Origin of the sequence: Psychrobacter sp. ANT_H3 (assembly GCF_027919975.1) — a bacterium.
In the GTDB taxonomy this organism is placed as follows: Bacteria; Pseudomonadota; Gammaproteobacteria; order Pseudomonadales; family Moraxellaceae; genus Psychrobacter; species Psychrobacter maritimus.
Genome location: NZ_JAQISM010000030.1, coordinates 1 through 13,802, shown reverse-complemented (window position 1 = coordinate 13,802; position 13,802 = coordinate 1). Strand labels below are relative to the sequence as shown.

Sequence of the window (13,802 nt, the reverse complement as noted above, 5' to 3'; positions counted from 1 at the left end):
CGTGTGGTCTTAAGCGTAATTTTTCTATGGTAAGCCACTTAGCCTGTTTATGTGGCTCTTGAAGCTCTTGTTGCTCATCAATCAAGACGTTGCCAGTTTTAGGCGTTAATCATTTATTTTTTGTTGATATTAAGTTAGCCATTTCTGTAAGGTAGATCTGTCTATCTCTAGGATAGTCAATAATATTATAAATTTTACTCTTATGCTCGATGACTAAACTAACGGATTTAAGTTTAATTTCTACGATATACTGGTTACATTTTTTGGTTATACTACTTTCTTTCTCTGGGCTAATACAACTTATTAGCAACTGTCCAATATAATGCTTCGTAAATAACAGGGCCAAATATATATTTATGCCTTTGTTTAAAGAAATAAAGTGAGTCATTTCTTTTTCAGTGAGCTCACTTCATGTACTTATAAACTCTACAGACTCGGTTCAATTATCCAGTTTTGCCAAACAATCTGAATTAATATCAGCAATCGTTTTGGCGCCAGTCAAGGTCATCGCAACACGCATCTCTTTATCTAGTAGTTCTAGTAAATTGCTTACCCCTGCACCGCCATTCGCTGCTAAAGCATAAATAAACGCGCGCCCTAGCATGCAAATATCAGCCCCCAAAGCCAACATGCGCACAATATCTAAGCCATTACGTATACCAGAATCTGCCAAAATTTTAATCTCTCCCTTAACCGCATCGGCAATAAGAGGCAGCGCCCGTGCACTGGATAAAACACCGTCCAGCTGTCGCCCACCATGATTGGATACGACTATGCCGTCTGCCCCAAAACGCACCGCATCTTTGGCATCTTCTGGGTCCAAAATACCTTTGATGACCATAGGTCCATCCCAGTACTCGCGAATCCAATCTAAATCTTTCCAAGAAATAGAGGGGTCAAAGTTATTACCTAGCCAGCCTATATAGTCTTCCAATCCTGTTGGCTTGCCTAAATAAGTAGAGATATTGCCCAGATCATGAGGTCGACCTTTCAACCCCACATCCCAAGCCCATTGTGGATGCGTCACAGACTGTAAGTAGCGGCGCATAGCTGAATTTTTACCACTCATACCAGAGTGCATATCTCGGTAGCGTGCGCCTGGTACCGGCATATCCACCGTAAAAACCAAGGTCGAACACCCCGCCGCTTTGGCACGCTCCAAGGCATTTTTCATAAAACCTCGGTCCTTTAATACATAAAGCTGAAACCACATCGGACGGTTAATTTTAGGCGCTACTTCTTCAATCGGACAAACCGAAACTGTCGACATGGTAAACGGAATGCCTTTTTGATCGGCTGCCATAGCGGCCTGCACTTCTCCGCGGCGGGCATACATACCTGTCAGACCCACGGGTGACAACGCGACAGGCATAGACAGAGTTTCATTAAATAACTGCGTCTCGAGACTAAGCAGTGACATATCATTTAGTACACGTTGTCTAAGGGCAATTTTCGATAAATCTTCAACATTACGTTTTAAGGTATATTCCTCATAAGCACCGCCATCTATATAATGAAATAGAAATGGTGGCAGTCGGCGTTTGGCAGCAGCCCTGTAGTCGTTTGGAGATGAAATAATCATACGCTTACCCTTTTTATTCTGTTAGATATCTATGTAATATTTTTAATATCTCTAATGGTGTATTGATTAGTGCTAAATGATATATCTTTCGTATAATCTGGCAATGAGTATAAATGCTAAGACAATAGTCATGATCTCGCTATTACACACAGCACGAGCAGTTGCATTTATTTTTTGATGTTTTACCAATGCCAGGATTAAAGGTATTGGTTGGGTCTAAGCTTTTATAAAAGTTCTGCAAATCAGGTTCTGCTTCATATAAGTGACCAACATTATGTTCAGCAGGATATTTTGCACCGCGTTGATTCAACAGCTCTAGCATCATCGTTTTTACATATTGAGCATCACTGCCCTTTTTCAAAATATAGTCTTGATGAAACACATAACAAAAGAAGTGTCCGTAATACAGCTTCATTTCTAAGTACTGTGAAATTCCTTCAGGTAAGGTTTCAAGCCACTCTAATTCGTTACGTGGTATGGCAATATCGAGCGCTAATATCTCGCCGACTTCTTTTTCATGGATAACCTCATACCTTAATGCGGCACCAGCTGCTGCAAAACGATTTAAAAAGGCGCTTTCTGACTCTTCTTGACTACATTCAAAATAGCTACCGGTTTTTGATGCCGCAAAAAACGACTGTAAAAAATTTTGTGCTTCCACTATACCGTCATCACTCATTTTTATTATAAGATGATGCTCGTACTTATCACGGTACGCCATCATGCGCTCAGGTAAATGCCTTGGAAATAAGTTAGCTATAAACTGCATTGCTTTATCGGTGAAATGCTTTGGCAACCACGACCACTTATGAAATTTAGCGTCAATAGCGCCTTTGATAGAGAATAACCTAGGTAAGGCATTTGTACCGAGATGTTTGATACTTAAAAAAGTGTCTTTACCATATTTAGCGGATATATCAAATATATCGCGATGCATATACTCGCCCACTTCAGGGATATTGTCGAAGTTTGATAGTATCTGCCTTCTGAGCTGTGCAAGCTCACTCACACTGTTAGTGCCTATGTAAAAGGTTTTCTCTTTTTTAGCAGTGGCATAAGTATCCAAGCGTACTGCAAAAACCGCCAGCTTACCGGCACAGCCACTGGCTTCATACAGTCTGCGCTTGTCAGCATTAAACCGGCTTGGCGTATTGGCATCAACGTCCTTTACTCTGGTAATATATTCTTTGTCTGATGCCATCTTGCCACTGTCAGGCAGCTTACTTTTATCAAAATTACCATTTTGCAATCTCGTCAGTATTTCTTCCACGGTATCCCCTAGCCCTATATCTAGGTGATTGACCAACACCAACTTACCTTGTGCATTAATCTGCGCAAACAAAGCCAATTCAGTGTAAGCAGGGCCTCTTTTTACCAAAGATCCTCCCGAGTTATTCGAAATCCCACCAATAATAGACGCCCCTAAAGTCGAGGAACCAATCACCGAATGCGGTGCTCTATTCACCGCTTTCAGCTGACTTTGTAGTTGGTGTAGCGTCGCCCCAGCCAAACTGATTACTTGCTCATTATCATTTATCAAATATAGTTGGTCTATTGCTAGCGTATTAATGACTACCACAGGTCTATCGTAGTCATTACCGCTTGGCGTTGAGCCTTCGGTTAGGCCTGTTTTGGCCGCTTGTATGATAATAATGCAGTTACCCTCAACGCACACTTCTAGGCAACGCCAAATCTCCAGCAATGTTTGTGGAAACAAAACCGCTAACGCGTTGCCGCCACCAGAGCGCCAGCCCATTCTATAGTATTTGTTTTTCTCTGAATCAGCCTGAACATTGCGCGCGCCCAGTACGTCTGTGAGTTTATCCAAGACTTGATCAGAACTGAGTATGTCTTGAGAAGGCATGTTTACTGCTGAAAGCTTTGCTGAAGAGATACGACTTGCCTTATCATGTGCTGTGTCATTCATGATGTTAGAGGACCTTGAAAATCAAAAATGTAAATTGCAGCCATAACGATGATGCCACAGAACAACACATAATATAGGGTAGGTAAAATAGTACGACGAAGCGTCGAGCCCTCCATACCAAGTAAACCCACCGTAGCTGATGCCGCCACTACATTGTGTATGGCAATCATATTACCGGCTGCCGCACCAACAGCCTGAGCCGCTATGATTAAAGAGGGTGAAATATTTAAGCTCATCGCCGCTTCATACTGAAATTGACTGAACATCATGTTAGATACGGTATTAGAACCCGCGATAAAGGCTCCTAACGCTCCAATGGTTGGACCAATCAATGGAAAAACATTGCCAAAAGTACCTGAAAACAACTCTGCACTGGCGACTGGCATACTCGCCACATCTGATAAGTTTATGCCGGAATTGATAAAAATTCTAACCATTGGAATCGTAAAGATAAGTACAAAACCTGCCCCTAGTACAGTTTTGCCTGATTCTTTAAAGGCACTGTTTAGTGCGCTGACGGACTTTCTAGTTTGAAAAGCGGCGGCAACCAAAGCACTAATTAGTAACAAGCCGCCTGGTAAGTATAAAGGACTAAAACTGGCACTGATATCTGTCTCACCTAAAATCGAGGTTAGGTCTACTGCCACACTGTTAAGTAAAGACTGAAAGCCTGTAAATACTCTTGAAAACACCAGTAAAAGGGCAACCAGTAAATAAGGGAACCACGCCATAAGGGTGGACATCTTCTTATCACTCAAGGTCAGCGTAATATCTTCTTTACTGACCACTAACTTACCAAGCCATTCACTCGGCCAGTTTTTTTGCGGTTCAAAATCCCATATGGTTTTTGGTACCAAAAACCCTCTTTTAGCAGCATTAACAACGATAGTAATACTGACCAAGCCACCGACCAGTGACGGAAACTCTGGCCCTAAAAAAACACCGGTTATCATATAAGGGATTGTAAATGCCAAGCCTGCAAAAATCGCAAACGGCCAAATCGCAAAGCCTTCCCGCCAGCTTTTATTTTTACCAAAGAAGCGAGTGAGCATCATCACCATAAAAAGTGGCATAAACGTACCAATGACACCGTGAATAATGGCGACTTCGCTGGTGATAAGCTGCAAAAAGCTATCCCACTGTAGCCCTTCTTGTGCCAGCTGAGCACTAATGGCAGCTTTATCTAACCCATCATTTACCCCTATCACAATAGGCGTACCGACCGCACCAAATGATACAGGTGTACTTTGTATCATCATTCCCATCAACACCGCACCCAGCGCCGGAAATCCTACTGCCACCAGCAAAGGCGCTGCAATAGCGGCAGCTGTACCAAAACCAGAGGCGCCCTCAAGAAAGCAACCAAAGCACCATGCAATAATAATGGCTTGCACACGCCTATCTGGCGACACATTGGTAAACCCAGCACGGATAACGGCGATTGCACCAGTATGTTTTAATGTATTCAACAAAAAAATAGCACCAAAGACTATCCACAATACCGAAACCGTAATGACCAAACCCTGAATAATAGATGATGACACTCGGTTAAGCGTCATATCCCATATAAAAATGGCAAGCGCAGCGGTAACCACTAAAATGATTGGCATTGTTTTTTTAGCTGACCATTGCAAACCTATCAGAAAAATACCACAGAGAACAATTGGCAGTAATGCCAAAAGCCCATATATTGTTTGATTCAAAATTACATCCTTTTGATTGTGTGATCTTCCCTGAACCAAGTCATCGAAGCCTTTATTTTGACGAATTCATGATGACTAAGTTGTATTAAATATTCACAAATAGGGACTGCTTATTTACTAAATCTGTCTTGTAGACAAAGCTGAGCACGACTTGCGACAGTTTATGTCCCAATGTTAAAAATGCCCTGAAATAGTCTACGCCTTGTTAATTCATTGATATATTGCATCAATGGACAATGTTATTTTCCTTTTTTGCTATAATCTAATCCGCATTACTGCAATTGGAGAACAAGTGTGACCAAAGCTGATGACATGATTTTATTCGTTCAAGTTGTTGAAGAAGGGTCATTTTCTAGAGTCGCTGAAAAATTATCATTGACGAACTCAGTAGTGAGCAAGCGCATTGCGAGATTAGAAGAGAACTTAAATACACAACTGCTTTATAGAACCACTAGAAAGTTGAGCTTAACCGATGCAGGCAGGACGCTTTATAACAAAGCTAAAATTGCTAAATCCGCCTTTCAAGACGCTGAAAATGCTGTCACGGGTTACGGCGAAGATATGAAAGGCCATATACGTATAACCATGCCTGTGGTCTCTGCGAATTTCATATTTAGCGAATCTATTGCCGAATTCTGTAAACAACACCCTGAAGTATCGGTAGAGTTACAAATTACCAATCGATTGGTTGACTTGATAGAAGAAGGATTTGATTTGGCACTAAGGACCGCTGTGCTTGAAGATTCTTCACTCATTGCAAGGCGCCTTATAGATAGCCAGTGGATTATATGCGCGACTCCAGCCTATTTAAAGCAACATGGTACGCCTCAAACTCCTGAACAGTTACAAAATCATGAGTGCTTAGTTTACAAGTTTGATAATACGGCTAACAGTACATGGCCGCTATATACAGACGGCAAAGAGCAATTAATATCTGTCCATGGTCGGTTTCATAGCAATCATCTGAGTGCAATTAAACAAGCCGCGCTTAGCGATTTAGGTATCGCTTTTTTACCACAAGTGTTGATCTATGAGGAAATACAGCAAAATACACTCACGCAGATTTTGCAATGTTTTACCAGCAAGAAGCTTGGCCTATATGCTGTTTATCCTAAGGCCAGACAACCGGATCAAAAGTTAAAACTGCTCGTTGCACATTTGCAAGACTCATTACATCAAAAACAGGCTTACTACTGCTAAGTAATAAGCCTGTTTTTGATGTATGTAAAAAGAGTAATGGAATCTTAGATTAACATACCAAGTGCAACGCTAATTAATATTATAGAACGCCTGCATAGGCGTTTTAAACCCTAAGCGTTTTCTTGGTCTGTTATTTAGTTTGTTCTCAATGTTCTGCATCTCATTGTCAAAGACTTGTCTAAAGTCACAACCCTTAGGCAAGTACTCTCTGATCAAGCCATTGGTATTCTCGTTGGTTCCTCGCTGCCATGACGCATAAGCATCGGCAAAGAAGAAAAGGCTAAAGAGCTTTTGTTTCACCTTCTTATGCTGAGCAAACTCTTTACCATTGTCAGAGGTAATGGTCTTAACCTGCAACCTCACTGGCTTTAAGAGTCCTATCATTGCCTCTGATACTTGCTGTGCCGTTTTATGACCCACACGCTTCATCTTCAGTAGCCCTGTTTTACGTTCAACGAGCGTTACAATCGCTTGCTTGTGATGCTGACCGATAACGGTATCCGTTTCCCAGTCACCAATACGTGAGCGTTCTTCAACAATACAAGGGCGTTCATGAATCGAGACTCTGTCATTGATACGGCCACGAGTCTCAGCAGTTAAACGCTGCCGATAAGGCTTGGCTTTACGTCTGAGACACTGCCATAACCTGCCCCCCTTACGCTTGTTTGTCCATATATAGCGATAGATGCTCATGTGGCTAATACCACCATGAAACCCCGCTATTTGCTCAGGACTCCAGCTCTCTTTAAGCTTGTCTGTCACCCATGCCCAGATGTCAGCCACAATAGTTGTTGCGTTGTTAGACCGTCTGTCACAAGCCTTGTTATGAGCATACTTTGCTCGGTAACCTCGTAGGCTTTTATTGCGTCTGATTTATCTCGATATGGTGCTAGGGCTTCTGCCTAATGTGTCAGCTATAAATTTAATACTATATTCTGCCCCTATAAGGGCATAAATCTGGTATCGTTCCCCTAGGCTTAGATGCGTATAGTTCATGGTTGCAATCTCACTTTGGTCGGTGGATAAAGACTTTGATGCTAGCGCATCTAGGTCTTTTTTTCACCTGCTCTTTGAAATTGCACTTCATGTGTTAATCTAAGTGCCACCTTTTGAATTTGCAAAGCGGTATTATGATAATTTGATTCGGTCAGGCATTGCTGCCTGACTCAAGTAAAACGCTCTCCGATATAGTCGGGCGGTTCAATTTAGACACAGTTAAAAGAATGACTTATCAAAGGTTTCTTTTAAGCTCTTAGGCTCGCGGCGTTTTATGTCATTCAGTTTATGACGAGTCTGCGAGGCTATTTGATATGCTTTTAGACGCGACTGTTGCAAATTGCCAATTGGACGGTTTTCCTCTAAGCAACGAAATGGCGTAAAAGACAAGTGTTCCATAATATCAAAATGACCGTCATCAGGCACATCTTGGCAAGGAATCGTCAGCGTTGCTACCGTCACAAATGGTGCATCTGACTCTTTCCATTCGGTGGTTATCTCTTCAATCGGCTGCTTTTTTAAATGACGACAAAGCTGAATCTGGACATCAAACTGATAATCATGCTCGCGTATTTCATCGATAATCAGCGGGCGAACAGCTTCCTCGCGTGCATTTACATCAAGCTTACGACGGGTGATTTTCTTAGCCGCTGCTTTGGTTGGCGTGACTCTTATCTTCGCCATATAGTCGCCATGACGCACCACGCCTTGTGAATGGAAATCATAAAGTAAGGTGTTTTTTGGCTCAATCGTTGTAAATCCACCAACTGCTTTAAAGGTTTTAAAAGATTCTTTGGTCGGTAACCTTGAGCCATAGTTGGTTAACCAATTAAAAGCCAATTGCGCTTTACCTCTTGCGCCTTTTTCAGTGTATTTTGGTAGCTCTAAAAACAGCTTAGAGATATAAGCATAATCTTCGATTCGATTACAGAAAAACACCGGATGATTGATCAAATTAAAATCAAAGTTAGTGCTGTCTTCTTCGCCTGGCGCTAGTTTTTCACCTGCTACATCAAAGACCTTAATCGCTAAGCCTTGCGCTAAGCCAAGCTTACGATCAGGCGAAACACGCGAGGCACCATTAGAAAAACGGATGACGGCATCATAAATGCCTGATTTGGCATAAAAACCTTGCGCGTATTCAGCAGGCAGATTGTCTAATATCTCAAACTTGGCTTTAAGGGCGCAGTAGCCTTTGGCATGGGCATCGCGCGTGTGATAATCAATGTCACTGGCCTTATCACTTCGAGCGATATAGCTTTTAATATCGTCGGTAATGGTGCGGATATTACGTTCGTCTTCTGCGCTCAGTTGAATATATTTTGCATCATAAGGCACATATTTAGGTTTAAATAATCTTTTTAACATTTTTTTTAATCCTTTTTTATAAGTAGCTGTTCTTGTAAAGAAAACGTAATTTTTAAACTTCTAAGACAATTCACTAATCCATTCTAATGCCGATAAGCTTGGGATAAATAAATACTCACCGCCGTACAAGGTATTGAAGGTTTCGATACCGTGATAGCGCTGACGAATAGGGTCAGCAGGTACGGTAAAGGTATCGGCAGCTGCGTCTTTATCGCCATGATGGACACCAAGCATCGGATCTTTTTCTTCTCCTAAGCTCATAAAATTACCATCATTGATCCACTGAGATTGTAAAAACTCAACGGTCTCCATAGCATGGGCGTTGATACCAATAAAGAATAACCCGCGCTCTTTGCCATCATCCTCAGTTACATCGGGCGACAATGCCTCACCAAAACCAACGCTGCGTCTAACAATACGATGCAAACGCACATCAGATAAAATAAAGTCTTTGCTGTCTCTTGGATTCATACGCCTAGCATGCGCACCAAATGGACATTTTTTACCATAAGGGTCATCTTTATAACCGAAATCATTATTACGGCTCGGATCATCACCAAGCGTTTGGTCATCATGCTCAGGAGACAAGACTAAAGGCGCACCTGAACGCCAACGTCCCCACATTTTTGCGCCCAGTAACTCCGCTTCTTCGTCACTCTGCGTATTTTCTTTTAGAAATTTATTAAAGGCGGCCACATGACTGTTATAAGCCCTCAGTACCATAAACGAGCCGTTTTTGCCCAAGATTTCTGGCTGCGGCATTGGTGCTATCGTGCCCGCCTCTCCTTCATAACCTAATACAAACTCCCCTGCTGCAACGGCATCATCAGTATTACTGGACGGTGTCTGAATACCGCTGCCTTTAATCTCTGGGTTGCTGATGCCATCACGATAACCAAAGACGTTTTTAACGTTATTGTCTGAACCGAAAGCATGCTCCATGAGAATTTCAATATCGCCCTTTGCTGGATTATCTTCATCGATATATGGCTGAATATTGTCTTGCAGCTCCTTCAGCTTTATTTGCCACTTTTCTTTGCTATCAGCAATAATCGCCGCGCAAACATGGATATCGCCCTGTTCACCAAAAGGAACAGCCCAGTTTTCGGGCGCATTGATATCGAAATCACGCAGCTTTTCCGCTCGCTTTGCCATACCTGCTTTAAAGGATTCTGGAAAACTATCTAGTGATGACTGCGGCACGCCTAGCGCCTCTAAACCGTCATAAGTCATGACAATAGATAGCGTCGCCTGCATGTCTTTATGCCACTCTTTACTGCCAGTCACGTCTGGCAAAACGGTTTTGAGTAGTTGCCGCCCGACTTGTGCATTGTTAATCTTTAGGGCGACGACCGTGCCGAAATAAGGCGTCGGTCGATCGCGTAAAATAATAGATTGAATATCCTCTAATTGCATAGTGACTTTGTTTGGATTAAAGACGCCGCGTGCTTTATGGGCTAGTGTCTCGATACCATCGCCGACTTCTTTTTTAATATCTGCTAACCAAGATTCAAAATTGCTGTCTTCGATACGATTGCCGAACTCATCTTTCAATTCGTGTAATTTGGTGGTTAAAGGATGATTGTCTTTTGAGGTACTATCATTCTTATTATTATTTCCAGTATTTTTACTCATTATTAAACCTATTCTTATCATTTTATGAGTTTACTTTGCCATTCTTTTATATCGTCCACCATTTAAAAATGGTGATATAAAAGAATGGCATAAATTAGTAATATCTTACCGCTTCACTACCCGCATTAAGACTGTGCTTCATCCAACGCTTTATTAATGCCTTTGACGATGCGGTCTTGGCGGCGAATATCTTGTATTGTAAGATGCGGGATACCCACATACCAACCGGCGGCAGTGATTTGATGATCTAGAATGAACTGTTTGACACTGGGGTCTTTAATGCCAGGCCAACCTTCAACGCTGCCAAATAAGATATCCATTAGCTCAGGGATTTTGGTCGCAAAGTCGTCGATATAAGGGTCCCAATCGCCATCATAAGCGGTACAAAATAGCACTCTAGTATCATCATCTAAAAATACAAAGCGCAAATCGTGCAACGTCCCAACCCGCGTGGCACCTTTTAGATTGCCGCCAGCGATTTTTAAAATTTCCTTTAGACGCTCTGCACCGCCTTCTTTTAGAGGTGCGATAACCGTTAACTCTGAAACCTTACCTGATTTAAGCCCTTTCTCACCGGCAGTGGTCGTTGAATGATCGTAGCCATCATCCCCGCCTTCTTTTATATTGGCCATCAGAAGATTGGCACGCAGCTTAAAAGCATCGATAGACTCAGTGATTCTGTCTTTTAGATCTTCAGAGTTATCGATAACAGGTTTTTTATTTTTTTTAGCATTATTGTTTTTAGAATCAGTACTCATAATATTCGCCCTTATAATTATGTTGTTATTATTTGGAAATGCTTTATAGAAAGATATCTTCTAAAAAGATACCTTGTACAAAATATATTTATAAAAATAAGTTGTCGATTCGCTATCAACTTATTGGTTCTTACCATATCAGACATGATAAAAATCTCGAAGCGGAGCAAGTTATTCACACAAAATTAAACAGAGAGCAAACGTCACTCTCATTTAAATTTTGAACAAAATTTTAAATTTATAGTTATTGTTTTATAGTTAATTCTTTATAAAATCGATATGGCCTATATCATGAAAAACTTTAGGTAGATTATTCACCATCCATCCTTGGTGCAGAAACTTAGGCTGTGCCCAGCGTAATTCTATTTATTAGGTGTCTTAAGTTTGGGAGGGTTACCCTATGAATGGATAATAAGGCCCTAGCGGCTGATTTAAAGGCCATCCATGGCGTTGATACGCTTGAGATAGCAGAGGTCAATCTCGAGCAATTCGATGAGGTGGGGGGTAAATACCCGCATGTGGTCAAGTCTTGGCGCAGTAATTGGGAGGGCTTAACGGTGTTCTTTAACTACCCTAAAGATATCAGAAAAGCGATTTATACCACTAATGCGATAGAATCACTAAACAGTGTGATTCGGACGGCGGTGAATAAGCTTAAAATATTCCCGTCTGATCAAGCTGCATTTAAAGTGGTGTACTTAGCAACTCAGCAGGCATCCAAAAAGTGGGCGATGCCGATCCGTAACTGGACGGCTGCTTTAAATCGCTTTATGATTATGTTTGATGATCGTCTCAGTAAGCATTTAATCTCGTATCAGTAAGCATGTAATCTAAAGGGCAGTTACACAGAATCTGGGATGGTCTCATTTCCGCATCAAAAATCCTAATAAATGAACCTATGTTTGTTTAAAATATTGAATAGGAATGTTAGTGATAATTATTGTCAACGTATAGATTTGGTATGGTCTAATAACACGCTACCTCCTAGAATGGCGTTGGGCTATTAGCTGTACACCTTTTTTAAACACAGACTTTGCTAACTGTAATTTTGTTTTCATATTTACCAGTAGGCCCGTAACCACCTTCAGAGCCAATTACTCCAACCACACAAGTTTCGAACGATTTGTAGTAACCGTCTTGACCAATCTTATTAGAGTTTTCTATCAAAAGCTGTTTTGGATCTGCCACATAGTAAGTTTTGCCATTTGCCTCTAGCTGATATACTTCAAAGCTTCTTTTAAAATTTCCACGCACCTCTACTTCTTCTGAGATGTTTTTTGTTATGGCTTCTGATGAGTTTTCTTTTACTTCATTAACGCTGTTAGGCTCTTTGTGACTACAACCTATACTCATAAGTATAAGTGTCGTAAGTGCTCCTACTACCAATCTAAAATTAGACATTAAGCTTTCCTTACCGAGTTATCAATAAATTAAGTTTCTTATAAAATGAGTTCAAAAAAGCTGGTAAGCATATAAATACAACGCTTTTTTTAATCAAATATTATCGACTAAACCAAGGAATTCTACAAGAAAATTGATACTCTGTGATGGAGTGTGCTTTGATGATAATCGTTCGGCACCCTAGTGAGGACTTGAACCTTTGCCTGTAGACTATATGTGCTAGTAAATACATCTATTAAAATAATGACAGTGTACTTCGTGGTGTACATGAACTGAGCTATTCGAATATAAATATTAACTAAAGGCTTTCTGCTAACAAATTATGATAAATACTATATTTACATCAAAGATTGATTTTTGGTTGGCGTTTTTAATATTAGGTTCTAGCTTACTACTCGTTTTGGTGCCTGTATGGGAATGGATGTACAACAATAGTTCTATCAAAAGAATAATATTTATTAGCCTTTTTACCATACCAACTGCGTTACTGCTATTGGTACTGTTTTTTAACATAAAGTACACTTTGACAGCTGATACATTGTTAGTGAAAAATGGTTTTTCTACTCAGAGCATTTCATTGAAAGACATCACCCGTATCACTCCTACCAGTAGTACTTTATCTGCTCCAGCACTGTCCTTAGATAGGATTGAGATAAAATATGAAGGTGGTAGCATAGTGATATCACCAAAAGACAAAATTAGGTTCTATCATGCAATACAAGAACGTGTGCCAGCATTAAAAACTGATGATAATAATGGGCTGATAAAGAGTTAGCCTATAGATCGATGCGCTATACAGGAGTCGAACTTCAAGATAGAACTTCAACGTATATAGGCTGATCATATAATTCAAGGCTATTGAGATCATGCACTACCTCACCGTTCCTATTCTTGTGAAAAGTGAAAGTTGCAAAACTCCCAATCTCATCATTTTGAAAACCTATTGTTATATTAACGCTCTCTAAAGGGAAATACATAAGCCACTTTTTCTTGAATTTATTAGAAAATATGATGGACTGGATAAACGGATCTTGGTCTGTAAAATCTTCAATATGAAACCTATTGGTCGAAACTTCATAACCCGAAAAATCAGTAAACTCTCTTTCAATCTCATGTTTTTTAATTGAACAGCGAGCATAGCTTGAAGGGAATGTTTTTTCTAGAAAAACGCAGTCACCTATCGGTAAAAACCCTTCTTTTAAGATAAGGTCTAACTCCTTATCTAATGTGCC

General features: G+C 40.7%; 10 protein-coding genes and 2 pseudogenes. 3 read left to right on the top strand and 9 right to left on the bottom strand.

What is annotated here, in order from left to right:
• Positions 1–439 precede the first annotated feature (439 nt).
• The 3 genes from lldD to PG901_RS12965 all read right to left on the bottom strand — a co-directional run bounded on the left by lldD (position 440) and on the right by PG901_RS12965 (position 5,212).
• Entirely contained in the window at positions 440–1,582 is a 1,143-nt protein-coding gene (gene lldD, locus PG901_RS12975) for an FMN-dependent L-lactate dehydrogenase LldD (protein ID WP_271134676.1), read from the bottom strand.
• Between the two features lie 142 nt (positions 1,583–1,724).
• Positions 1,725–3,446, bottom strand: coding sequence for a D-lactate dehydrogenase (gene dld, locus PG901_RS12970; protein WP_271134678.1), 1,722 nt, complete (start codon positions 3,444–3,446; stop codon positions 1,725–1,727).
• 59 nt (positions 3,447–3,505) lie between these two features.
• A complete protein-coding gene (locus PG901_RS12965; RefSeq protein ID WP_271134675.1) occupies positions 3,506–5,212 on the bottom strand; it encodes an L-lactate permease in 1,707 nt (568 codons plus the stop codon).
• Between the two features lie 294 nt (positions 5,213–5,506).
• On the opposite strand from PG901_RS12965, the gene PG901_RS12960 reads away from it, so the two are divergent.
• Positions 5,507–6,412 (top strand): LysR family transcriptional regulator, encoded by a 906-nt coding sequence (locus PG901_RS12960; RefSeq protein ID WP_201625135.1) that lies wholly within the window; start codon positions 5,507–5,509, stop codon positions 6,410–6,412.
• Between the two features lie 69 nt (positions 6,413–6,481).
• Here PG901_RS12960 and PG901_RS12955 read toward each other — a convergent pair.
• The 4 genes and pseudogenes from PG901_RS12955 to PG901_RS12940 all read right to left on the bottom strand — a co-directional run bounded on the left by PG901_RS12955 (position 6,482) and on the right by PG901_RS12940 (position 11,169).
• Positions 6,482–7,408, bottom strand: a pseudogene (locus PG901_RS12955) (IS30 family transposase).
• Positions 7,409–7,627: 219 nt separating this feature from the next.
• A complete protein-coding gene (locus PG901_RS12950; RefSeq protein ID WP_271134674.1) occupies positions 7,628–8,776 on the bottom strand; it encodes a catalase family protein in 1,149 nt (382 codons plus the stop codon).
• 60 nt (positions 8,777–8,836) lie between these two features.
• Positions 8,837–10,411, bottom strand: a complete 1,575-nt coding sequence (locus PG901_RS12945) for a Dyp-type peroxidase (protein WP_201624281.1) — start codon at positions 10,409–10,411, stop codon at positions 8,837–8,839.
• A 125-nt stretch (positions 10,412–10,536) separates the two neighbouring features.
• Complete coding sequence (locus tag PG901_RS12940; RefSeq protein ID WP_265088406.1) at positions 10,537–11,169, bottom strand: hypothetical protein; 633 nt, start codon at positions 11,167–11,169, stop codon at positions 10,537–10,539.
• Between the two features lie 407 nt (positions 11,170–11,576).
• Between PG901_RS12940 and PG901_RS12935 the strand changes: the two are divergent.
• A pseudogene (locus PG901_RS12935) lies at positions 11,577–11,990 on the top strand (transposase); the annotation flags it as partial.
• 199 nt (positions 11,991–12,189) lie between these two features.
• Here the strand turns inward: PG901_RS12935 and PG901_RS12930 are convergent.
• Positions 12,190–12,570 (bottom strand): hypothetical protein, encoded by a 381-nt coding sequence (locus PG901_RS12930; RefSeq protein WP_198331044.1) that lies wholly within the window; start codon positions 12,568–12,570, stop codon positions 12,190–12,192.
• 322 nt (positions 12,571–12,892) lie between these two features.
• On the opposite strand from PG901_RS12930, the gene PG901_RS12925 reads away from it, so the two are divergent.
• Positions 12,893–13,345, top strand: a complete 453-nt coding sequence (locus PG901_RS12925; RefSeq protein WP_201541384.1) for a PH domain-containing protein — start codon at positions 12,893–12,895, stop codon at positions 13,343–13,345.
• Positions 13,346–13,379: 34 nt separating this feature from the next.
• Here PG901_RS12925 and PG901_RS12920 read toward each other — a convergent pair.
• Positions 13,380–13,802, bottom strand: a 423-nt coding sequence (locus tag PG901_RS12920; protein ID WP_271134673.1) for a hypothetical protein, incomplete at its 5' end; no start/stop codon positions are given.